This is a genomic window from Ekhidna lutea, from assembly GCF_900188325.1.
Classification (GTDB): domain Bacteria; phylum Bacteroidota; class Bacteroidia; order Cytophagales; family Cyclobacteriaceae; genus Ekhidna; species Ekhidna lutea.
The window spans coordinates 863,889-887,766 of record NZ_FZPD01000002.1 but is presented as its reverse complement, the minus strand read 5'-3'; the positions used below and the strand labels follow the sequence as shown (position 1 = coordinate 887,766).

The 23,878-nt window shown below is 40.7% G+C and carries 21 protein-coding genes and 1 tRNA gene; 12 read left to right on the top strand and 10 right to left on the bottom strand.

The features are described 5' to 3' along the window. Positions 1–116 precede the first annotated feature (116 nt). From CHB71_RS07775 to CHB71_RS07745, 7 genes are all read left to right on the top strand, one after another. Positions 117–1,019, top strand: coding sequence for a PorP/SprF family type IX secretion system membrane protein (locus tag CHB71_RS07775; protein WP_179213341.1), 903 nt, complete (start codon positions 117–119; stop codon positions 1,017–1,019). A 50-nt stretch (positions 1,020–1,069) separates the two neighbouring features. After that, a complete protein-coding gene (locus CHB71_RS07770) occupies positions 1,070–1,465 on the top strand; it encodes a DoxX family membrane protein (protein ID WP_089356320.1) in 396 nt (131 codons plus the stop codon). Positions 1,466–1,822: 357 nt separating this feature from the next. Next, positions 1,823–2,563: a helix-turn-helix domain-containing protein gene (locus CHB71_RS07765; protein ID WP_179213340.1), complete on the top strand. Its 741-nt coding sequence runs from the start codon at positions 1,823–1,825 to the stop codon at positions 2,561–2,563. 71 nt (positions 2,564–2,634) lie between these two features. Beyond that, positions 2,635–3,138: a lipocalin-like domain-containing protein gene (locus CHB71_RS07760; RefSeq protein ID WP_089356318.1), complete on the top strand. Its 504-nt coding sequence runs from the start codon at positions 2,635–2,637 to the stop codon at positions 3,136–3,138. Positions 3,139–3,213: 75 nt separating this feature from the next. After that, positions 3,214–4,077 carry a bile acid:sodium symporter family protein gene (locus CHB71_RS07755; protein WP_089356317.1) on the top strand — a complete coding sequence of 288 codons (864 nt, stop codon included), beginning with the start codon at positions 3,214–3,216 and terminating at the stop codon, positions 4,075–4,077. Then, entirely contained in the window at positions 4,074–4,592 is a 519-nt protein-coding gene (locus tag CHB71_RS07750) for a GNAT family N-acetyltransferase (protein WP_089356316.1), read from the top strand. The genes CHB71_RS07755 and CHB71_RS07750 overlap by 4 nt, the downstream gene beginning before the upstream one ends. Before the next feature lie 68 nt (positions 4,593–4,660). Continuing rightward, positions 4,661–5,137: a lipocalin-like domain-containing protein gene (locus CHB71_RS07745; RefSeq protein WP_089356315.1), complete on the top strand. Its 477-nt coding sequence runs from the start codon at positions 4,661–4,663 to the stop codon at positions 5,135–5,137. Positions 5,138–5,164: 27 nt separating this feature from the next. On the opposite strand, the gene CHB71_RS07740 is transcribed toward CHB71_RS07745, so the two are convergent. Then, positions 5,165–6,496: a hypothetical protein gene (locus tag CHB71_RS07740; RefSeq protein WP_089356314.1), complete on the bottom strand. Its 1,332-nt coding sequence runs from the start codon at positions 6,494–6,496 to the stop codon at positions 5,165–5,167. A gap of 95 nt (positions 6,497–6,591) precedes the next feature. Continuing rightward, positions 6,592–7,497 (bottom strand): AAA family ATPase, encoded by a 906-nt coding sequence (locus tag CHB71_RS07735; RefSeq protein WP_089356313.1) that lies wholly within the window; start codon positions 7,495–7,497, stop codon positions 6,592–6,594. 193 nt (positions 7,498–7,690) lie between these two features. Between CHB71_RS07735 and CHB71_RS07730 the strand changes: the two genes are divergently transcribed. Beyond that, positions 7,691–9,601: a PAS domain-containing sensor histidine kinase gene (locus CHB71_RS07730; RefSeq protein WP_089356312.1), complete on the top strand. Its 1,911-nt coding sequence runs from the start codon at positions 7,691–7,693 to the stop codon at positions 9,599–9,601. Beyond that, on the top strand, positions 9,594–9,977 hold the full coding sequence (locus tag CHB71_RS07725) for a response regulator (RefSeq protein ID WP_089356311.1): 384 nt from the start codon (positions 9,594–9,596) through the stop codon (positions 9,975–9,977). Before CHB71_RS07730 ends, CHB71_RS07725 begins: the two co-directional genes overlap by 8 nt. A gap of 14 nt (positions 9,978–9,991) precedes the next feature. Here CHB71_RS07725 and CHB71_RS07720 read toward each other — a convergent pair whose 3' ends face one another. Next, entirely contained in the window at positions 9,992–10,630 is a 639-nt protein-coding gene (locus CHB71_RS07720; protein WP_089356310.1) for a transglutaminase-like domain-containing protein, read from the bottom strand. Positions 10,631–10,810: 180 nt separating this feature from the next. Further along, positions 10,811–11,971 carry a methionine aminotransferase gene (locus CHB71_RS07715; RefSeq protein ID WP_089356309.1) on the bottom strand — a complete coding sequence of 387 codons (1,161 nt, stop codon included), beginning with the start codon at positions 11,969–11,971 and terminating at the stop codon, positions 10,811–10,813. Between the two features lie 221 nt (positions 11,972–12,192). Here CHB71_RS07715 and CHB71_RS18710 point away from each other — a divergent pair, with 221 nt between their 5' ends. Further along, positions 12,193–15,606, top strand: a complete 3,414-nt coding sequence (locus tag CHB71_RS18710; protein WP_144017362.1) for an endonuclease — start codon at positions 12,193–12,195, stop codon at positions 15,604–15,606. Between the two features lie 57 nt (positions 15,607–15,663). On the opposite strand, the gene CHB71_RS07695 is transcribed toward CHB71_RS18710, so the two are convergent. Continuing rightward, positions 15,664–15,740 (bottom strand) — tRNA-Ile (locus CHB71_RS07695). Between the two features lie 57 nt (positions 15,741–15,797). Here CHB71_RS07695 and CHB71_RS07690 point away from each other — a divergent pair. Continuing rightward, complete coding sequence (locus CHB71_RS07690; protein ID WP_089356308.1) at positions 15,798–16,433, top strand: HAD family hydrolase; 636 nt, start codon at positions 15,798–15,800, stop codon at positions 16,431–16,433. Continuing rightward, the gene (locus tag CHB71_RS07685) at positions 16,426–17,646 is read left to right on the top strand and encodes a site-2 protease family protein (protein ID WP_089356307.1); all 1,221 of its coding nucleotides are present in this window, start codon (positions 16,426–16,428) and stop codon (positions 17,644–17,646) included. Before CHB71_RS07690 ends, CHB71_RS07685 begins: the two co-directional genes overlap by 8 nt. Here CHB71_RS07685 and CHB71_RS07680 read toward each other — a convergent pair. From CHB71_RS07680 to CHB71_RS07660, 5 genes are read right to left on the bottom strand one after another with little or no spacing between them, the layout of a single operon-like run. After that, complete coding sequence (locus tag CHB71_RS07680; RefSeq protein ID WP_089356306.1) at positions 17,643–17,942, bottom strand: rhodanese-like domain-containing protein; 300 nt, start codon at positions 17,940–17,942, stop codon at positions 17,643–17,645. The two genes, CHB71_RS07685 and CHB71_RS07680, sit on opposite strands and share 4 nt — an antisense overlap. Next, positions 17,939–19,777 (bottom strand): T9SS type A sorting domain-containing protein, encoded by a 1,839-nt coding sequence (locus tag CHB71_RS07675; protein ID WP_089356305.1) that lies wholly within the window; start codon positions 19,775–19,777, stop codon positions 17,939–17,941. Before CHB71_RS07675 ends, CHB71_RS07680 begins: the two co-directional genes overlap by 4 nt. Further along, positions 19,774–20,625, bottom strand: a complete 852-nt coding sequence (locus tag CHB71_RS07670) for a PASTA domain-containing protein (protein WP_089356304.1) — start codon at positions 20,623–20,625, stop codon at positions 19,774–19,776. Before CHB71_RS07670 ends, CHB71_RS07675 begins: the two co-directional genes overlap by 4 nt. Before the next feature lie 31 nt (positions 20,626–20,656). Beyond that, positions 20,657–23,632: a T9SS-dependent choice-of-anchor J family protein gene (locus tag CHB71_RS07665; RefSeq protein ID WP_179213339.1), complete on the bottom strand. Its 2,976-nt coding sequence runs from the start codon at positions 23,630–23,632 to the stop codon at positions 20,657–20,659. Next, positions 23,598–23,876, bottom strand: a complete 279-nt coding sequence (locus tag CHB71_RS07660; protein ID WP_089356302.1) for a NifU family protein — start codon at positions 23,874–23,876, stop codon at positions 23,598–23,600. The genes CHB71_RS07665 and CHB71_RS07660 overlap by 35 nt, the downstream gene beginning before the upstream one ends. Positions 23,877–23,878: the final 2 nt, after the last annotated feature.

The window sequence follows — 23,878 nt, the reverse complement described above, 5'->3', positions numbered from 1 at the left end:
TTAAAATTGTCAACCTAATAAAACGGCCATTCAACGTAGGATAGCTACCTATTATCGAATACAAAAAATAGTTTGCTGGATGGTTGCTTGATTTGCAGCAATTAAGAAATTTAAAAGTGAGACAATTTTTCCTTCTAATTTTATTTGCATGCGTTGGCCAAATAGTGATAGCTCAGCAGCAAGCTATGTTCACTCAATATATGTTTAATGGACTAGCTATTAATCCAGCATATGCAGGCAGTCATGAGTCAATCAGTGCAACAGCTCTGGCAAGAGTGCAGTGGGTTGGAATTGATGGAGCCCCTACAACACAGACGTTCTCTATCCATTCCCCAATACCGGGCAGGAACATCGGATTGGGTGCATTTATTGCACATGATAAACTGGGAGTTACAGAGCAAAATACGCTTTATCTTTCTTATGCATATATGATGCAGACGGGCAAAGGGACGCTTTCATTTGGACTTCAAGGTGGGTTGAGGTCGAGTAGTGTTAATTATAGTGACTTGGTTGTGAACGATCCTAACCTACAAGCCAACCAAAATGAGATGTCACCAAATTTTGGAGCGGGATTGTTTTATAGCACTGATCGATTTTATGCGGGTGCCTCTTTACCTGTAATTGTCAATAATGAAGTGGGCTCAAATGATAATTCAGATTTTAGTTCCAAAGAGATTAGACACTTTTTTGCAACCGCAGGGTATATATTTGATTTGTCTCCAGTCCTTAAACTGAAGCCTAGTGGCCTTATTAAATCAGTTTCCGGCGCACCGATAGAAATGGACGTAAATGCAAATTTGATCATTAATGATCGCGTTTGGTTTGGGTTGTCTTACCGATCATTTGATTCAATTGATTTTCTATTTGATCTACAGATTAATCCTCAGTTGAGATTCGGTTATGCTTATGATTACACCACCTCAGATTTGGGTCAGGCAAATTCAGGTTCGCATGAATTCATGATCAATTATCGATTTGTATTTGCTAAATCCAAGATTGTTACACCAAGATACTTCTAGTCTTCTTGGGTCATTAAGAATCATTAAATTGGGCTGAAAAAATCAGCCCAATGAAACATCTTCTTTTATCTGCACCTGTACTATGTCTGGCCTTTCTTTCCATTCTTTTTTTACAGTCGGGACTGGATAAGGTTTTTAATTATAAAGGAAATAAAGAGTGGCTGTCCGGTCACTTTGAAAACAGCCCACTAAAAAGCATAACGGGTTTGATGATTCCTGTAATCACAGTGCTGGAAGTTGCCTCCGGTATTTTTTGTGCAGCTGGAATATATTTCTATGTTTTTGAGGGAGGTTCGGCAGTAGGTCTAATTGGAGCCCAGCTTTCAACCATTTCAATTTTGGCGCTCTTTTTTGGTCAGCGTGTTGCACAGGATTATGTAGGTGCTGCTACTTTAACGACCTACTTCATCATTTGTATTATGACACTCTATCTGCTTGGAGGATAAGTGACTCGGTAACTTGGTTTGTTAGGTAGTTAATCTACCTAATGAATATCAATGACCTTCCTTCGTATAGCTTTATTTTCACTTTCTCTTATTGGTTTTTTTATAGCAGGGGGTATTTTTTTTAAATGCGACGACAGAAAACACCGCTCCATTTCAATTTTTGTACTTCTGTTTAGTCTGGAGTATCTCAATTTTCTTTACTCAACGAGTACCATTGCGCAACAAATCCCATTTTTTTTAGGTTATTATTTTACGCCTATTGGATTTCTATACGGGCCAATATTTCTCGTTCATATTACTTCGGTGATCTTCGATAGACGCATTAATTTCTGGTACCATCTAATTCCTTTTCTAATTGTGATTTTTACCCTTTCTGATTTTTTCACCATTGCGGATGGATTCGAAAGAGCGAGACATTTGAGAGAAAATTTTCTAGACAGGTTTCTTTATTATAATTATCTGAGATCAGGACACATTATTGCTTATGGCTTGTATGTGGTGTATTTGATTCGCATGCATTGGAGTGAGGTTCGTACATCTGAAAGACTTTATGTGGTGTCCATTAGCACGATATATTTCATCTCAGCAGCAGTGGTGTCATTGCTTACGGAGTTTGCCAATTCTTATAGAGATTTTATTTGGTACTATTTGCTTTCCAGCGGAGTGTCTTTGGTGATTGGGATTTTGCTTTACAGAGATCCTGATTTCTTACAGAACATCAAAAAATACCTCAGATCCTCACTGTCTCCAAGTGAAATGAAGAGGATTTCGAATGCCATCAAAAGAGAATTTGAAAGTAAAAAATTGTTTCTTAAAAGAGATATGTGCGTTAATGAATTGGCTGATTTAATAGGAGAAGCCTCGCATAAAATATCGCAAACATTATCTGTTCAAATAGGACAAAACTTCAACGACTACATCAATAAGTTCAGAATTGAGCATGCAAAGTCACTCTTGGTAGATCCAAAACACGATCATTTTAAAATAGAGGCCATTGCAATGGATAGCGGTTTTAACAACAAAGTCACCTTCTACAAAGCATTTACCAAGGAAACAGGTACCACACCGTCTGCTTATCGGAGAGCAAAAAGAAGTTAAGGATAATTATCCTAAACCTATACTTACTAAAATCAGGTAGTTTATGACCGAAACAGGCTTATTATTGGCTGATGAAAAGGATGATCGTAGTTCTTTCAATAGCTACAGCTTGCACAACGGCTACTGGAAGCAATGACAGGGATAGTAATCCAATGCAGGGTACTTGGTCTATCACAGGCATTAATTATATCTACTCGGATACCACGTATCGAGTCACCTGTACATATCCGGGTAGATTGATCGTGGATGAAAGTAAATATTCGATTATGTATAATCCGTATGGAACGGAGCGTGAAAGTGCCGACACACTTAGTAAAATGACGGATGATGAAATTAAGTACGCATTTAAAACTATTGTTTTCAATAGTGGGAGCTATGAAATTATAGGTCAGGATTTTGTAACCACTGCTGATATCGCTAAAGTGCCGGGATTTGAAGGTGGAATCCAGCACTATCGCATAGGTACTGATAATTCTAAGTTCAGCCTGACGATGTATGATGAAACCTATCCTTCTGGCGAAAAGCCCGAATGGTTTGGGAATCTGGAAATACAATTTCTTCTCAATCGGAATTGATGGCTGATCAAAGTGTGAAGAGGATGCCCCCGAACATAGTATGTTCGGGGGTTTATTTTTTAATTTCGGTATTCAATGACCAACTTATCAGACGTACTTGTACCGGCTGCCATTGCCATTATCATGTTTGGCATTGGGTTAAATCTTACCCTCGATAGTTTTAGAAGGGTATTTATTAGACCTAAGGCTATACTTACCGGCCTTTCACTTCAAATGATAATGCTTCCAGCTATTGGTTTATTGATAGCTTCTGTTTGGAAGCTGGACCCTTCCTATAAAGTGGGTATTGTGCTCATTGCGGCTTGTCCGGGAGGGACGGCATCTAATCTTGTGACACATATGTTGCAAGGGAGAACCGCTCTTTCTATATCGTTAACATCATTCAATAGCTTCCTGATTCTTTTCACGATTCCATTTTTTACAACATTAAGCCTTGAGTTATTCACAGGCCAACATCAGGAGGTGGCATTATCATTCTTTGATACATTCAAAAACATTGGGTCAACTGTCATTGTCCCAGTCATCACAGGACTTTTTATCAGGCATTATTTTAAATCGTTAGCTGACAGAATTAGACCGTACCTCAAGTATATACTTCCGGCCATCTTATTGATTGTATTCCTTGTTGTAGGACTAAATGCGCAGGCAGGTGAAGGATTGATCTGGGATAAGCTCATACATGTGCTAATACCCTTGCTGCTGCTAAATATCACTACTATATTGATTGGTTATTGGGTTGCAGGTGAATTTAAAATAAATCAGGACGGTAGGTATACAATTAGCATTGAAATGGGTTTGCAAAACAGTGCACTAGCCATATTTATTGCATCCAACATCTTGAATAATCAAGCTATCGCAATGGTCGCCATTGTATACAGCAGTTTTTCGTTCTTCACTACCTTAGGATTGGCATACCTGCTTTCCAAAAAGAACAGATGAGTAGCGAAATAAAAATATCACCAGCATTAGAAAAGGATCACCCTATGATAGGTAAGCTTATGGTTAAGGTTTACTCCAACCTTTCGGGATTTCCTTCACCTGAGGAACAGCCTGATTACTACAATATGTTGGCCAACATCGGTGAATTTACCAGGAAGGAGAGTGTGGAATTATTGGTAGCAAAGCAAGGTGACCAATTGTTAGGTGCTGTGGTCTATATAGGTGATATGAAAGATTATAGCTCTGGAGGTACTGCTACTTTGGAGAAAAATGCTGCGGGCTTTCGATTACTTGCCGTTGACCCAAAAGCCAGGGGGTTAGGAGTGGGGAAGAAGCTTACGATAGCATGCATCGACCAAGCTAAATCTGAAGGCAGGAAGCAAGTAGTGATACATACCACTGAATCCATGCAGGTGGCGTGGGGTATGTATGAGAAGATGGGGTTTATTCGGTCAGAAGACCTTGATTTTGAACAAAGTGGTTTGCCGGTGTTTGGGTTTAGGCTAAAGCTCTAAACTTTATGAAATTCCTTATTTCTAAAGTGCCAAAAAAAATAGAGTATTTTTAGTGAAAAGATAACCCTATGAAAAAAGGAGTAATTCTTGTATTATCATTCATGATTTTCGCAGCGTGTCAGCCTGAAAAGCAACAAGATGTTCTGGATATAGCTGGAGTATGGAAACTAGTTGAACTTTCAAATTACGACGAAGAAGGTAAGGTTTCACAACCTTACGGCAACCCCCCATTAGGTTACTTTATCTACACGCCAGGTGGTCATATGTCTATTCAAATTATGAAGAATCCACCTCATCCTCGATTGACTGAACGGCCAAGTGACTCCATAGTAGCACAAATAGCAAGGGGTTCAATTACATATTTTGGTACTTATTCGGTAGATAAAGAAAGGAGTGTTGTTATTCACGAGGTTGAGGGTGCCTTAAATCCTAACTATGTAAATACTGATCGAGAAAGGCAATACAGTATTTCAGGAGATTCTTTAATTATTAATATTGAGTCTGAAGGAAGCAGGTATAAAAGAGTCTTGCTAAAGGTTGAGTAAGTACTTTTTTCTAAAAGTACCCCAATATTACCCCTCCGTACTCTTTGAATTCATCTCTCTTACCGCCCGCTCAATGCCATGAGGAGTAAGTGGAAACATAGGCACAATCTGCTTCATGGCCTGAATGGTGTAGGTGCCCGGCCAGTACTTCAGTGGTTCGGGATTTAACCAAACGGATTTCTTAAACTTCTTCACTATGGCCTGAATATTACGAATGCTTAGTGCACTTAGCTCATATGGAGCCATTGCAGAATCACCGATGAAAAACACCCGGTAGTCTTTGCTGTGCATCAGTAGCTTCTCAACAGTGATGTAGGTGGACCGCCGCTCATCTATCCACACCCGGTCATAGATGGTGTTGTGGAAATAGTACACTTCCAGATCATGTGCAAAACGGGTTTTCATTTTGCGGAATAGCTGCTGAACAGTCCGCACATAGGGAGCCATCGAATACCCTCCATTGTCTATCAAAACGATGATTTTTAGCTCTTCATTTTTTTCACTGGTCAGTTCTGGTATGAAGAGCCCACCACGTTTCAGTCCCGACTTAATCGTATGTGGTACATCCAGCTTTTCAATGGCACTCTCTTCAATAACTCCCTTAATAGAGGCCAGAGCTGCATCCACATTGTTATCATTGAGTATCGCATCTCGATCGATTGGGAAGTAATTTTTGTCACCAATCACCTTTCTGGCCATACGACCACCACCTTGGCCACCAACTCGGATGCCATTTTTCGCAGCACCACCATGTCCATAAGGAGAAATTCCCCCTGTTCCTATCCAGTGACTACCACCGCTGTGGTTGGTGCGCTGCTGGTCTTTCACCTTTTCCATTCGCTCCAATAGCTCTTCCAATGTCAAATCAGAATAGTCAGCCATTTTATCCAGCACACGTTCGGCTGGTTGCCCGTCTATTTCCTGCGGATCTTCATCTTCAAGGTCAGGATTATCCTTATCCCAAATCTCCTTTCCATCAATCACCTCTTTGATATCGTAGGAGGTAAGATGCACCTGATCTAAAAATGTATTTACCAACTCTTCTTCTGATAGGTCAACTTCTTTATCTGCCTCGTCAATGTATTGGGTCTTCCATTTTTGAAAGGTCTCTGAGCGTAGGATTGCGTCTTCCAGTGTTTGGCCCGGTGCGATAGGAACATGAAGAAAGTATTCGTAATAAGCTTTAGTGAACGGGCCAATATCTGCAGGCTCTTTCACCACAATTCCTTTTAATGCGTTGTGAAGATCTCCCAGTGTTTTGACAAGCCCCTTCTGCATCGCCTTCCTCAAAATGAGCAAGGTTCTCACATCAGCCTGAAGGCCATGTTTTCGAAACGATGATGGTAGAGAGCTTAGCATTCTAATTATGTTTCTTTTTTAAAACATCCCCTTGAGGGGATTACAGAGGTGACTATCACCCACCTAACCTCCCTCGAGGGAGGAATAAGGCCTTTTTAATTCCACGAAGGACTTCCTAAATTGTTATCAGCGCCAATCATACGATTCACCCGCTCCATATCGGTCTGGGTTTTAATCAGCGCACCTATGCCTTCCAGTCCTTCAATTTTTTCAATCGCTGTTTTTGGCGCAATATCACTCATGTACTTAAGCCAATTTAAAATTTCTCTTGTGGTAGGTGAGCGTTCCAGCCCCAGTCTTCTCAGGTGATAAAATACATCTAATGCTACCTTCACTACTTTTTCATTCAGCCCCGGATGATGTTTCTCTACAATCTTCTCCATCACATCTTTTTCAGGGAAATGAATGTAATGATAGATGCACCTTCCTTTAAATGCAGTAGGTAACTCCTGTTCCCTGTTTGAGGTAATAACAATGGCTGGCATGTCTTCTTCGGAAGCTTCAATCACCTCGCCAGATTCAGGCATAATAAATTTGCGGTGGCTCAGTGCATAAAGCAGATCATTTGGAAACTCTCTTGGTGCTTTGTCTATTTCATCGATAAGTAAAACAGAGTTTGGTTTACTATAAGCAATTGCCGCAGGGCCTTTTACTACATAGTCTTTGAGGTTTTCAGGGTTTCTGTCACTTGTGGATCTGGCAGCTAAACCTTTTTCTTCACGCTGTGCATTCAGAATTTCAATCTGTGAGTCTCTTAGATATTTCACATGATCAAATCGAGCCACGAATTGCTCTACATTGCTTTTTGATCCAACCGGATAGACCTCCAGAGGTAATCCACGGTCTTTGGCATAATGAATAGGGAGCTCAGTTTTGCCAGTGCCTGGCTCACCCTCTATGAGTAGTGGCATCCCTAGCGTACGGGCCATATGAAAAGCCTGAGCAAGCTCAGGGTCACATAGATATTTGTCTGATCCGGTCCAATGTTTTGTTTCAGCCATTCTAAAGTAACTATTTGCTGCAATTTTAGTTCATCTGCAGTCACTAGTGAAAGAATATCCTCAGGATCATCGGATAGAAGCGCATTGGATCGATACTATTATTTACCGTTAACCGATATAAAGCTTTTTATATTTCAGACAAATCGTTAACTTTTATAATTTATTTAGGATTTCACTTTAACCAGCTACATAAATGGAAAGTCCAACTGATTCTTTCATTGGGAATCATGTACTCGATCGTAGGATACGAACTACGCTATCCAACGCTAAAATCACGTTATGTGAGTTGAACCTAACTACACGTATCATTCATTGGTCGGTGGATCAGTCTTTTCATTTTTTTGAATTCTCTAAGTCTTACGACGGGACATTCGACGGCTACTTCAAATTGATTCATGATGATGATAAAGAAAGGGTTGCAAAATCTCTTGAGCATTTAAATCTTGATGAATACATCACACTTGAACATCGTGTTCTGTGGACAGATGGTACCTATCATTGGTTGGAAGGCATAGGTAAGTACTATCAAGAAGATGGGATGTCTTTGTTGATTGGCACTATCCAGGATATTACAGAGCGTAAGCGTTTGGAGATAGAGCGAGAAGATTGGGAGCGGAGGCATAAGTTGGTGGCTGATGCAGCAGGGGTAATAGTCTATGATTATGATATTGAATCTGGTAGCATAATATGGAGTGGAAACGTAAAGCACATTTTATCCTTCTCTAATGAGGAAATGGGAGATATCAACCGATGGGGAGACCTTATTCATCCTGATGATCGGGAATCAACTTTTAAAGCACTCGAGGAAGCACAATCTCAGTTGAAAACCTTTGAAGTCTATTATCGCTTCAGGCGAAAAGATGGCGAGTATCGAAATATTTATGACAAAGGAACATTTCTCTCAGATGATGGGAAGGCAAAACGAATGCTAGGCATGATGAGTGATGTGACCGAATTGATGCTGTCACGGATGGCGTTGACTCAAAGCGAAAATCGATTTCGGTCATTAATGAATAATCTAAATGTAGGAGTGGCACTTTATGATGTAAACATGGTGCCTGTAATGCACAATAAGACTGCCTTTACCCTTTTGGGAATGACTGAATCTCAGTTTGTAGGGACAGCCGCTATGGATAATGAATGGAATGTGATAGATAGTGATGGGGACAGAATGAAACCCGAAGATTTTCCTATCCCAATGTGCATTAAAGAGAAAAAGGCCATTAAACAAGTGGTGATGGGCGTTTTTAGACCTATTACAAAAGATCGGGTGTGGTTGATGGTCGACGCTGAGCCTATTTATGATCACAACAAAGATTTGCTGCATGTCATCTGCACGTACATGGATTTTTCAGCGCGGAAAAGAATGGAGGAAGTTCTGAAAGAGAAAAATCAGCAATTGACTGCTTCAACGAAAGAGGTTGAAAGAAGGAACGAACGATTACTTGAGTTTGCTCAGATTGTTTCACATAATTTAAGGTCGCCACTTAGTAGCATAGCAGGTTTAAGTGATTTGTATTTCAATAGTAATGAAAAGGATCAGGATCAAGCAGTTTCCTATATAAAAGATGTTTGTAAAAAGGCGCTGGAAACAATTGATGATCTCAATAAGGTACTGAAAGTGCAACAAGGGGATAGAATAAGGTCTGAGAAACTTCGATTTGAAGATTGCTTAAGTTCTGTTATTGAGCTAATGAAGATTAGTCTTTCGGAAAAAAATATCGTTGTAGATGCTGACTTTATGCAAGCTCCGGTGATTAAGTACCCACCGATTTTTCTTGAGAATATTCTACTGAATTTGCTTAGCAATTCAATAAAATTTTGTTCGAAAACAGAAAAGCCCGAGGTGATCATTAGAACTAAAAAAATAAAAAATACTGTCATTTTATATTTTACAGATAATGGATTAGGTATAGATTTGTCTAAACATAAAGAAGATATTTTTTCCTTCGGAAAGACATTTCATCTTAACATGGATAGCAAAGGAGTGGGGCTTTTCCTGGTAAAGAATCAAATTAGAACCATGGGGGATGAGATTGAAGTGGATAGTAAAGTAAATGAAGGTACTACGTTTAAAATAGTGTTTAAGAATCAATATGAATAGTAAGGTTATTGGATTGGTTGATGATGAAGAGGTGTTCCACTGGCTTGTGGAAAGCAATGTGAAAATGATTAATGATGGATGCAAATTCTTGTCATTTTTTAATGGTGAAGAGATCCTCAATTACCTACGTTCATCGCCAGCGGTAATACCGAATATTTTGTTGCTGGATTTAAATATGCCTGTTTGTAGTGGATGGCGGTTTTTGGAAAACTATGCCAATTCTGCAGTAAAAACTGAAATGGATATATATATCCTCAGCTCATCAATTGATCCTGAAGATAAGGTGCGAGCTAAGAATTTTTCGATTGTTCGGGAGTTTGTTTCAAAGCCAATCAGCAGTGATTTCTTAAAGAGAGCTTTAAATAGATTTAGCTAAAACGTTAGCGCATTTTACAACTTTAGTTCACCTGCCTCATTAAGCAGGCTTTTAAGTTTTGGATAATTTTCTTCCATGTTCTGTTGAATAAATTCAAATGGGACATCATCAAAAGACCCATAATCCTCCAGGTACTCCATAAACTCTTTTCCATCTTGATTGTATTCCTGAAAGATGGAATCTGCTGTTCCATCAAATTCCAGGGGTTCCACACCCGTAAGTCTGCAAAGTTCGGCGTTAAATGCTGGAGTGGCCTTCACCCATTTCCCATCAATAAAAACATCCACCATACCATGAGGAGTTAGCTCATTGGTGCCAAACTTCTCCGTAAGCCGTTCTACCGCGATGTGGTTTTTCACTTTCGCCAGGTGAAGCTTGGCAGGAATGCCCAGTCCTCTTAAACCAGCAATGTATAAGATTGATTTATCAATACAGTGCCCGTGCTTTTTTTGGACGATGTTACTGGCTTTTAAGGCTTCTTTTCTGAAATGGATATCGTAAGGATTGTATCGCCACCCGTCTCGTATTTTGAGGTAAAGACCCGCTGCTTTTTCCTGATCACTCAAAGCGGGATTTTTAAATTGTGCAATCAGTTCTTGAATTTCAGGTGACTCATAGTCAAAGAAATAAGTGCTTTCGGTGTTTTCTGTCATTATATTCAAAATAACCTCACTCACGGTATGATCCCCTCCTGGGAGGGGTTGGGGTGGGTCGGAAACTGATTTTTTATCATCCTGGTATTCAAAAATGACTATTATTTAATAACCCACCTTTATCTCTGAAACGTCGGACCGCTCCCCGGAGGAGACTTAATTGTGTCATTTTTGAAATACTTAACCCCTCAATTTCATCAATCGTTCTGCTGCTGCCTCTATAGTTTCCTCTTTTTTAGCAAAACACAGCCGAATGACTTTATCTCCTGGGGGATTCGTATAAAAGGGGGACATTGGGATGGCGGCTACTCCGATTTTAGAAGTGAGGTACTTAGCAAATTCTAGATCATCCATATCGCTGACTTCTGAGTAGTCGTAAGCTTGAAAATAGGTTCCTTTGGCCACTTTTGGGGTCAATGGTACACCCGTTAGAAGTTCATTCATTATATTTCTTTTCTCCTCAAAAAAGGAAGGCAGATATTCGTAGTTTTTAGGCTCTGCCAGATATTCAGCAATGGCAAACTGAACGAACGAATTGGTGCAAAAGACATTCCATTGATGAATGACTTTAAATTCTTTTATCAGGTATTCGGGACCAACAATATATCCCAACTTCCAGCCGGTAGCATGTAGTGTTTTTCCAAAAGAAAAAACAGCCAATGATTGTTCAAATAAAGCAGAATACTGCATTACACTTTGATGGTTCTCCCCATCAAAAATCAGATGCTCATACACCTCGTCACTAAGTACAACGATGTTTGTTCCTGATATGATATTTTCTAGTGACTTCATATCTGATTCATTCAGTACTGTTCCGCTAGGATTGTGAGGGGTATTGATAATGATCATGCGGGTTTTATCCGTCACCATTTCTTTCACCTTATTCCAGTCAATCCCATAGTCAGGATAGGTCATTATATATGGCTTTACGATTCCGCCTGCTATTTTGATTTGGGGCGTATAGCAATCATATGCTGGTTCAAAGATGATCACTTCATCACCTTCTTTTACAAAAGCCATGATAGCTGTATAGAGTGCCTGGGTTGCACCGGCAGTCACACAGATTTGTGAATCAGGATTTATAGGCATCCCATATAGATGCTCCATCTTTTTACTCAATGTTTCATTGAGTTTTGGCAGTCCTGCTAAAGGGACGTACTGATTTTTTCCTTCCTTCAGATGCTTGGCGACCAATTCTTTCAACTTCTCATCACATTCAAAATCAGGAAACCCCTGACCCAGGTTTATTGCCTTATGCTCGGAGGCCAGTTTGGACATGACTGTGAAAATGGTGGTGCCGGAGGAATCCAGCCGTGGGGATAACGAAACGTGGTTGCTCATATACTCAAAATTACGCGGTGGATGTCAACTTCACATCATTTCTACATAACGAAATTATATACTGTTTTAGAAATGATATTTAAACTTTTATTTCATTATACAACTAATTTCTTGAAAAATGGTAACAATCTGTTCACATGTCTTTCTTTGATATAGTTGGGATTGCTCTTTTTTTTGCCGAAATTAATACCCGTAACAACCTCAACCTTACCAAACTTATTATGAGAAGATTTCTTGGCATTTTTATGCTTATTGCTGCAAGTGTGGCAATGGCACAGATTCCGGCTGGTTATTATAGTACAGCCGATGGAAAAAGCGGTGCGGAACTAAAAGCTGCACTCAATAATATTATAAAAGGACACACTGAATATCCGTATTCATCTTCTTCCACAGATACCTGGGATATTTTAAAAGAAACGGATGTCGATCCAAATAACCCGAACAATGTGATTGGACTCTATTCGGCATTTTCTATGAACGCAGCTGCCGAATATGACGGTGGTAATGGGTGGACGAGAGAACATGTGTGGGCTAAGTCCAGAGGAGATTTTGGAACCACACCTGGTGCAGGAACGGATGTACATCATTTACGAGCCGAAGATGCGTCAACAAATTCTGCACGGAGCAATCGGAACTTTGATGAAGCAACCGAGCAGTATGTCGATGGAAGTGGTCAATATTCAGGTCCTACGCAATCGTACACTGGAGGATCTGGCGCTTTCACATGGGAACCAAGGGCTGAAGTAAAAGGAGATGTGGCCCGAATGATGTTCTACATGGCAACAAGATATGAAGGAGAAGGAGGAGAGCCTGATCTTGAGTTGACTGAAACGTTATTGAGTTCATCTGACAAGTCACCCATTCATGCAAAACTTTCGGTATTGATTACCTGGCATGAGCAAGATCCGGTGGATGCGTATGAGCAAACCAGGAATGACATCATTTATGGTTATCAGGGAAACCGAAATCCATTTATCGATCATCCTGAATATGTTGCGTCCATATGGGGAAATGGAGGGGGGACACCCTCAGCTCCGAGTTTTACTTCAACTCCGACTACCACAGCTACAGAAAATGCAGCATATACGTATAGTATAACCTCAACCGGTGGAAGTGGTACTCGAACACTCACCGCTCCTGTTTTGCCATCTTGGTTGGTTTACACAGATTCTGGAAATGGAGCAGGTACATTGACTGGAACGCCATCAACTTCGGATGTAGGGTCCCACGCTGTATCGCTGGAAGTGACTGATGGAACAGATATCGCCACTCAGAATTTTAATATTACAGTAAATGCAGCAGGAACTGGCGGTGGATCAGCATCTGATTTGCTTTTTTCTGAATACATAGAAGGATCTTCGTATAACAAAGCGATCGAAATAGCCAATTTCACTGGTGCTGATGTGAACCTTTCGGCTTATGTAGTTAAAAAACAAACCAATGGTTCGGGGAGCTGGTCATCAGGAATCGTTTTATCAGGAAACTTAGCGGATGGAGATGTCTATGTATTGGCTCACTCCTCAGCCTCCGCAACTATTTTAGCACAAGCAGATCATGTCGGAAGTACTACAGAGTTAAATTTTAATGGGAATGATGCAATATCGTTACATAAATCAGGCGTTTTGATTGATGCGATTGGTGATTTTAATAGTTCAGCAACGTATGGTCAGAATGTAACATTGGTTAGAAATTCAAATATCACTTCGCCAAATACTTCATATACGATTGCTGAATGGACCTCATATGTATCAGATGACTTCTCTCATTTAGGTACGCATACCATGGATGTGACCCCTCCAAACCAAGCACCTTCCATTGATATTACTTCACCAGCTAATGGTTCCACTGTAACAGCTGGAAATGCTTTCACAATCAGTGCAAATGCGAGTGATACCGATGGAACTATTGCCTCAGTGGAGTTTTTTGTGAATGGCACTTCCATTGGAACAGATGCTTCTGCGCCATATGAATCTTCATATACGGCTATTGAAGGTTCAATGAGTTTGACAGCCACAGCTACAGATGACGATGGCGCAGAAACAATCTCTACAGCGATAAGCATAACAGGAGAGGCTCCTTCTTCAGGTGTCTTATATTTTTCAGAGTACATCGAAGGAAGTTCTTATAACAAGGCCTTAGAAGTAGCTAACACCTCTGGATCAGCTGTGAATATGGCTGGGTATGAGATCAAAAAGCAAACCAATGGCTCAGGCGGCTGGTCAGGTGGAATAGCTCTTAGTGGCGCTTTAAACGACGGAGAAGTTTACGTACTTGCTAATTCTTACGCGAATGCGGATATCCTTTCAAAGGCAGACTTTAGCGGAGGCAATTCAGAGCTTACCTACAATGGCAATGATGCCGTCGGTCTTTTTAAAGATGGCACTTTAATAGATATACTCGGAGCATTTAATAGTGCTTCCACCTACGGACAGGATGTGACGCTTCGAAGAAACGATGCTATAGATACTCCCAATGATGTATATACAGTAGCTGAATGGACTTCTCACGCCATGGATAATTCTGATGGGCTTGGATTGAGATATGGAGAAAGTACACCTAATGTTGCGCCTTCTGTTTCCATAACTTCTCCAACGAATGGATCATCCTATACAGATGGAGATGCAGTAAGTATAACCGCAAGCGCAAGCGATTCTGACGGTACCGTTTCTTCAGTAGAGTTTTTCATAGATGGTACATCCATTGGAGTTGATAATAACGCACCTTATGAGATTAATTGGACAATTGGAGTAGGGACGTACAACGTATCTGCAAATGCAACCGATAATGATGAGGCGGTCAGTTCCTCTGCCTCAGTGACCATCACGGGTGAAGCTGCCTCTTCAGGCGAGACGTTGATATCATATGATGGGTTTGAATCGGGTTGGGGCAATTTCTCCGATGGAGGTAAGGATGCTTACCGATCAAACGATGCTTCAAGAGCATTTGCCGGAAGCTACTCAGCAGGTATTCAGGATAACACTAACACTTCTGTGATTACTTACACGAATAGTGTAGATGTCACTTCGTATGATCAGGTTAGAATCGACTTTAACTTTTTGGCTATCTCCATGGAAAACGGAGAAGATTTCTGGGTACAGCTATTTGATGGATCATCGTATGTTACTGTAGCCGCATTTGCAAGAGGAACGGACTTTAGCAACAATATCTTCTATGCCGCAACGGTTACGGTAGATCCTTCGAATGTCAACTTTGCTTCGGATATGAAAGTACGGTTTAGATGTGATGCTTCAGGAAACGGAGATGATATCCACCTGGATGAAATCAATGTTACCGGCATCAACTCTGCTGGTGCTCGAACGGGAGGATCAGGAAAAACAATTACAGCTTTACACGAGGCAAACGAAATCAATGAATTAGGTATTGACCAAGAATTGTTGATCTACCCAAATCCGGTAATAGAGCTACTTACCGTACAGGTTCCAGGTGTAGCAGAGGAGGTAGTAACACTCAGCCTCATAGACCTGAATGGGAGAAGCGTTGTGATGCAAGAACGCGTATTGGAAGAAGGATCAAATAACCTACAAATTGATATGAGAGAGGTACAAAATGGTATTTATATCCTGTCGATTGATGGTTCTACTACTCAGATTCTTAGAAGAATTATCAAGAAATAGATCTTTTCAATCTTTAAAAGAAACCACTTCAGAATTTCTGAAGTGGTTTTTTTATTTTGGTGGGCCCACCAGGGCTCGAACCTGGGACTTACTGATTATGAGTCAGTTACTCTAACCAACTGAGTTATAGGCCCAATCTTTCTTTCAAAAGGGAGCGCAATATTACATATTTGCCGTTTAATAGCCAACGAATGTCAGACCAACTGCAAGGCATTGATGCCATAATTTTTGATTTTGGAAATGTACTAATCGATCTCGATTATCCACGAGTGATTCGTCGATTTTCCGAAGTAGCGAATAAAAATCAGGAGGAAATAGAAGAGCTGGTCGTTACAGCACCTGTTTTACAAAAATTTGAGATGGGGATGATCGGACCGGATGAGTTTCGGGCAAGTATCAACAAACTGTTGGGTACGCAAATGGGAGAGATGCAGTTTGAGGACATTTGGAATAGTATGCTGAAGTCCATAACAAAGGAACGGATGAATAAAGTGCTAAAGATTGGGGAACGATTTGATACCTACATCCTCTCAAACACCAATATAATCCATGAGATTGCCTATGAAGAAATGATTATGGTGGAGACTGGGCGACCTAGTTTGCGTGATTTTGTAAAAGAAGTTTATTATTCACATGAAATAGGCATGCGTAAACCAAACCTGAACTGCTACAATTTTGTTATAGACGACATTGGCATTTACGCCTCCAGAATGTTGTTTTTAGATGATAGACTAGACAATGTGGAAGCTGCGAAAAAAGCAGGCATGAAAGCCATTCAAATTTTAGATCCTGATAATCAATTAAACAAAATTTTCGAGCTTGAATAAGAAGCAAAAGACTTACCTCATTCAAATAGGTCTGTTTATTGCCACACTGGTGGGAACCACCTTTGCAGGGGCAGAATGGAGCATTAGCAAATTTCTTACGTTAGGGATGACATGGGATGATTTCTTGTTCGGATTTAATTTTTCCATTCCATTCCTATTGATCCTTACAGTCCATGAGTTTGGACACTACTTCACTGCCAGATACCACAAAATCAAAGTCACTTTTCCTTATTATATCCCGATGTGGTTGGGTTTCCTGGGCCCCTTTCCAACAATTGGAACGATGGGAGCATTCATTAAGATCAAAGAGAATATCTCAAGCCGTATCAAATACTTTGATGTAGGTGTTTCCGGGCCAATAGCAGGCTTTTTGGTCGCGATTGTTTTCTTTATTTATGGTTTTACTCATTTACCAGAAACGGAGTATATCTATGAGATTCATCCTGAATATGAAGTTTTCGGAGAGAATTTTGAAGAGAAGATGGCCGGATTGGATACGGTTATTCTCAAGAGTGATTTAAATCCGGATAGAATGCTATATGATCAACAACCGGATACCATTCGGTTGAATAGGGGATCTATTTCATTTGGAGACAATCTACTGATGAACCTGGGGAGAACCTACCTGGCTCCCGATGATCGTTATGTGCCTAGTTCAAGTGAATTGATGCATTATCCATTGCTTTTAGCATCTTTTTTGGCTTTCTTCTTCACTGCACTTAACCTATTGCCAATTGGACAACTTGATGGTGGTCATGTGGTTTTCGGCCTATTCGGACCAAAACACCATGCCATCATATCGAGGGTATTGTTCACAGCATTTCTTTTCTATGCCGGACTGGGCTGGGTTACTACAGCAGATTTGGTAGACTCCTCAATAGAAGGACTCGGGAGCTTTTTGCTTAGTCTGGCTGCCTATCTGTTTATTGTTTACTGGTGTGCATACAGTGTGTTTAAAGAAAAAAGAGATCGACTACTATACGCGACCGTAATGTTGACGGTTCAATTTTTTATTGCATCAATTTTCAAAATTGAAGGATACACCGGATGGCTATTATTTTCGCTACTGATTGGTAGGTTCATTGGAGTAGATCACCCACCTGTGATTGATAACAAGCCTTTATCTGCGGGAAGAAAAGTGTTGGGCTGGATTGCACTAATCATTTTCGTGTTATGCTTCAGCCCACAACCACTGGTTGTCAATGGGCTTTAAAGCTCCAGGTATGCGGTAATGCCGCCTTCCATGTTTCGAACATTGGTGAAACCCTGTGAATTCAAGAATTTTTTGGCTCTTCCTGAGCGAGCACCGGATTTGCAGTGAACGATAATCTCCTCATTTTTCATGCTTTCGATTTCGGAAATACGTGTCGGGAGATCTCCTAGCGGTATAAGTGTGGCTCCTATATTGGCTTCCTCATATTCCCATTCTTCACGAACATCAATGAAGTTGAATTTGTCTCCTTTTTCTAGTCTGTCTTTTACTTCCTGGCAAGTGATATCTTCATTCATTCTTTAATGATTTTTATGGTTTGATCACCCTCTTTTCGGTGAATTGTGAGCAAATATAAGCCCCCTTTCAAACTTGAAAAATCATGTACGGTTGCTTGAGTTTGATTAAAAAGCACTCGACCGGAAAAATCCATGAGCGTAATACTTTGATACACTCCCTCAATTTTCAATAATCCTTTAGTGGGGTTTGGGTAAACTCTAAAGGCTAGCTCCTTTGGATTAGCTCCCAAGACAAAAGAATCTTTTTTTGAGAAGACAGGGCGAATCATGAGTGCTCCTTGTAATCTGGAGTTTTGCTCCCATTCTCCTGTAATGTTTTCAAAAATATATTGAGAAGCATCCGGGTTGCTTCTGTCAAAACCAAATCCGATATATTCATTTTTACTTTGCTCATAGCCAAGGAAAAAAGTGTCGGACAAGATCAGCGGTCTGGCTAGCTCATACCTTGTGAATTCATTAAGTGTAGTTGCATTAATTACCGAAATAGGCTGTGTTCTGATCGGCTCCTCATTGAGCCTTTTGAAAATTTGAAGTTCAAGTGCGCTATTGAAACTATGCGGATCAATGTTTGGGAAATGGATGTCTACATGCGTCAAAGTATCCGTTTGCTCTAGCAAATATCGAACGGCAATTTGGCCGCCACGCACATTTGTCCCAACTGCATACTCCGCAGTACCATCATCATATGCGTAGTAATTATGTAGCAGATATTGTGTTCGAATGGTATCGTTGATTTTTAAATCAATATTGCCAACCAGCAAACTATCATCTGAACTTTCGAAGTATACCTCAGATAAAACAACTAGTGAGTCCAAATTCGGAAAATTTGAGAACTCTATTGAGTCCAATTCTATCAATCGCTTATTGGTGAGTTTGAATGGATCTGGATTGCCTTCTAAAATCGGTTTGTTACCGTATTCAAGTGAGTCTAGAATTGAACCGGTATTCAAGTCTCTGACGACCAAAATATATTCAGCAGGTTGAAGCTGCTCGTCAAGATTAAAGGCTTGAACTGTTTGTTTGCTATACTGTGGTTGATTGAGTTTGTACTGGTTTATAGGTAAAGATTGATAGGGAGAAAATGGAGGCTTCAGCTGACCGGTCAATCCTCTATCAAGGTAGTGAAATGTATCATTTTGACGATTATCATTCAAATAGATCCAATCCACATGCCAGGCATCAAATGGGCCATCCAGGTCGCCATAGGATTGAAATCGAAAGACAAACTTTTGCGTTAAAAATTGAGATTCAACTACTTGAGCGACTTGTGTAAAGACAGAATCCTGATCTGCTTCAATATCTCCACCATCTTTTGACCATACTGTTTGCCAACCACCATTAGTCTCAATGTTTGGGCTGTAAAACTGAAGAATAAGCGAATCACCTTCGTCAGGAATTTCCACATTACCTCCGGCCTGCCAGTAAAATGAAAGAATCACATTTGCTTTTCCTTGAAGATCAATCGTGTCAGAAACCAGCTGATCTGCCAAACCCTTATCAGCTCCATGAAAACCACCATTTCCGTTGAGACCATCAAAAGTGGCAACCTTATAGCTGGGTGGGTTGATGGCTAGCGTGGCATTGACATACACATCACGGCTAGCTTCTGCATTCCACTGACTGGAAGTATCGGTTCCCCAAATACGTAAGCCATCAGGAGAATCACCCGAAACTGAAAAATCATCCCAAAATGGAAGAGAGGCTGGATTAATAGTATTTGATTTAGTAATCCTGTTGCGCTCATTCGAGGTGGATTTGTTAATCGGCTTAATGATCAACTGTCCAAAAGCAGTCTGTATTCCTACAATTAGTATGGCAGCTAAGAGTTTATTCATTGGTTATCCAATATAGTAGAGGTGTTACTAACTGTATCCGGCTGATAAATCCAAATATCAACTGGGTCGCCGATTTTAACTCTTCTTCCTGGACGCGGGTATTGCTGCTGAACCGTACCGGGTGAAATACTTCTATATTCCAGAATATCATTACCCAACGAATCCAATGCATCAAATCCTGCAAGTGATTTTTCAGTTGTCTGAATCTTGCCAACTTTCAGCCCGGAACCGATGATGGCTGTCTCTGCTTCTTCCTGATCTAAACCAATAAGTAAAGGTGACTGAAATACAGTGTTTCCATATCCATCACCCACAATAAGGTCAATCAAACTGCCTTTTTCGATTTTCTCTCCCTCCAAAACAGCTCTGCCATTCATTTTGGCCTCATGAACTACTCCAAAAAACACATCTGGAACGTATCGAACGTCTCCAAGTTTCAGGTCATATGATTTTAATACCATCATTGCGGCTCTTAGTGACAAATCCTCAACCCTTGGCATTCTCACTTTGGGCGGACTCTCTGCATTTAACGTCACATAAATCTTTCTATTCTCCTTCACCTTAGTATTTGGCTTTGGAACCTGCCTCAATACTGCCAAAGGAGGATGGTCAGGTGAATAGCTGGAGTCTGCAGTAGCCTCGTATCTTAAATTACGCTTACTTAAAAAATCATCCAATTCCGATACTGTCATGCCCTGAATATCGGGGACTGTGATTGTTTCGCCGTGGTTGGTTGTGATCGGAAGCCAGATATAAAATACAACGATCACAATCAAGATGCCGCTACCAATGAGTACTCCTAAATGAATCAGAAAATCTTTTACGCTGGTTGGTTTTCTAAATGACATAAATGCTTTTAATATACAGGGATAAACCTAATCAATTACTAATAAACAGTTTTTGGGAGGTGTTGAAATTTTTTCCAATCACATTTAAAAAATAAAGCCCTTTCTGGGAGGGTGCTTCATACTCTATGACCTGGTTAAATGCATTGCCCACCACTTCTTCAAAAATGATACGGCCACTCATATCCAATAGTCTAACGGTGACAGCTTCTTTTTCTGATAGGTTGAACCCAACATTAAATGAATTAATCGCTGGATTAGGAAACGCTCTGAACACTTCCTCATAGTTCGGTACTTCATTTTCCCTGATACTGATATCATCAATGTATAAGTCATTGCCACCGCCCGGAGTGAACACAAACGCAATTCGTATGTTATCATCAAAGAAAAAGGAGTGCGAGAGATCTAATTTGTATTCTTTCCAATCACTGTCTGAGGAGGGTACCCACCGAGTAGATGAGGTGGTAACTGCAAGAGAATCTGTAAAGGCATCTAAAAGAGTGGTGCTATAGTTTTCGCCACAGTCAGTTGAAAGCAAAACCTGCAATCGATCTTCAAAACCATTTCTGGCAGCATGTGAGGCTCTGAAATAAAGATGAGCACTATCCAGACCTCCAGTTGTGAGTTTTGGACTCACAAACCAGCTCTGGACACCCAGGTTTGGAGCATTAAACCCTTTTGCTCTTAACACACCATTGCCCTGAACCTGGGCTCGAACCCAAAGCGTGTCAGGACCTGTGGAGGTTACATCCCAAATGTCTGGTTGTTCAAAATCTACTAACAAAGGATATTCATCAGATTTCGAATCCCTTCTCAGACTGGCAGCCAATGAATTATCGATTATTGATTCATCAGCTGCTCCGTTGACCAAGGTTATCTCAGCGCCAACCTGATTCTGACCGGGAACTAGATTGTCCGCTGCAATAAAGAAAGTTGCAAATTCTTTTGATGAAACACTTAATCCATTGAATGTGGTAATGAGTGTATCTCCATTGACATGGTATTTTACCTCAAATGAAGTTACAATCTGTGATCCTACATTTCGGATGCGTAATTCAAGACGGGAGGACTCAGCGCAAGTAATAAGTGGTCCTTTTAAACTCCTGGGACTGATATCATTTTCAAAAAGATTCGTCTCAACTATATCAATATTGTCAACATATATATTGTTACCACTTCCGTTGATCCCAACAAACGCGAATTGAACGCCATCGATCTCTTTGTACTCAGTAATACTCAGTACAGTGTCTATCCACTCGAGTTGATTTGCTGGTGAGAAGTAAGAATCACTTTCTTCAGCCGTTGCGAGGTTTGGACCAAAGCTTGAAAAAATGATATCTGCAAATGTTTCTCCGCAATCTACGCTTGCCTTTACCATCAGCCCATCGTAAAAGGCAGATGGTGAGTTTGCATGTGCGTAGCTAAATAGCAATTCTCCTGACTGTACGCCCGTGACATCTAAAATAGGTGTTTTGAAAATTGTTGTTTCATCAAACCATTCTGTATTCTCATGTGATTTAAATACCAATGCCTGATTGGTGGGGGCGGTTTTAGGTGCATTTACTTGTTCCCATGGGGAACTACTGCCAAACTCTCCAAATACAGAAATTGTACTTTCAAAATTTTCATTGAATGGCAGTCTCTGAGTTGTATTGTCACTGACGGTTATTGTCATTGAGTTATTACCAGGGTTTCCATCATTTCCACCATTTACTTCCAGCACTTCAAATGAAACAGAATAGGGTGATGTTGGCACAGATTGAGTTGGAAAGATGATTGTATCAGAGTCAAGCGGCAACATGGTATTTGAAATACTTTCAGGCGGTCCTATAGGATCGCTATTGATATAGAGCTGAACCTCATAAGAGCTGACATCATTATTACCGTAATTCGTGATCATTACACTAGGGGTGATGTTCGTGTTACATTCTGCATAATCTGGCGAAATGATATCTACAACTGACAAATCATTTGAGAATCTAGGTGGTTCGGTCAGGCCTGGCGAAGAAATTAATGTTGTCCGATTAGGAGCATTATCAATGACTGTTCGCATTCTTGATTTTTGCCCCGAGGTAAATAAGTTCATACAAACATCATCCGTGTAGTCCATGTAGTTTTGAAACATCTCAGGCTCGCCTGAAACGCAGACTTCATTGTCATTAGGATTTGGAAATGTGCATGGTGAAGTGTAGTCGCCATTGTCAGTGTCTGCCAATGGGGTGTCATCAACAAAATCATCAATAGAACAACCACCATCACCCCATATATGTCTCAATCCCAGGTAGTGACCTACTTCATGGGTGAGTGTTCTTCCGTAGCTTTCAAAAGCAGGTGCAGATGGATTTACTCCAAAGTATTCAAAGTCGATTAGCACTCCATCAAATATGTAGTCCTCTGTGTCATTCGTGATTCCATCCAGTGCAATCAGGGGGAAAGAAGCATAGCCTATAAATACCTGAAGGTCAAGTACATAAATATTCAAGTAATTTGAAGCCGGCCAAAAACTTTCAGAGCGTAGCAACGGACGATGAGAGTTAGCCCGGTAAACATCCCTTGAGCCGTGGATTCTCACGATTCCATTGGTCGGTTTACCAGCAGGATCTTGCTTTGCCAAAACAAATTCCACTTCTACGTCCGCAGCTACAGGAAGAAAGTCAGGAGGCGTATTCATGGCATCCGCATTGGTGCGCCGAAAGTCCGCCGTTAGGGAGTCAATTTGAGCTTTAATGCGCTCCTCTGAAAGGTTTACACCCGTTCCTACTGGCTCACCCTTGTGAAATACATGTACTACAACGGGTATTTGATAAAGCGGAGCTTGAGGTCTGTGGGCTTGATTCTGTCGTTCGGCGATTTTTGTGCTTATCCAGTTTTCAAATTCACCTGTTGTTGGGGCTGTTGTACCACATCTGTCTTGTGCATTGAGATGAAATGCAGCTAAAAGGATACATAAGAACCACCCACCTCGCATGGGTCTTTCAATTTGCAAATGGAAGCTTAGCGTTTGGATCATCCGGCGAGGTAATGTTGACAGCATGCACGCTTTTTATTTCTGGGACCTCTCGCTTAATGGCTTCTTCAACACCGGCCTTCAATGTCATTGTAGACATGGGGCAAGAACCACAGTTTCCCATTAGTTCCAGCACTACATTCATATCTTTATCCACTTCCAGCACCTTCACATCGCCACCATCAGCTTCCAGGTATGGCCTTATATTATTTAGTGCTTTTTCTACTCTTTCTACTAACTCTGACATAT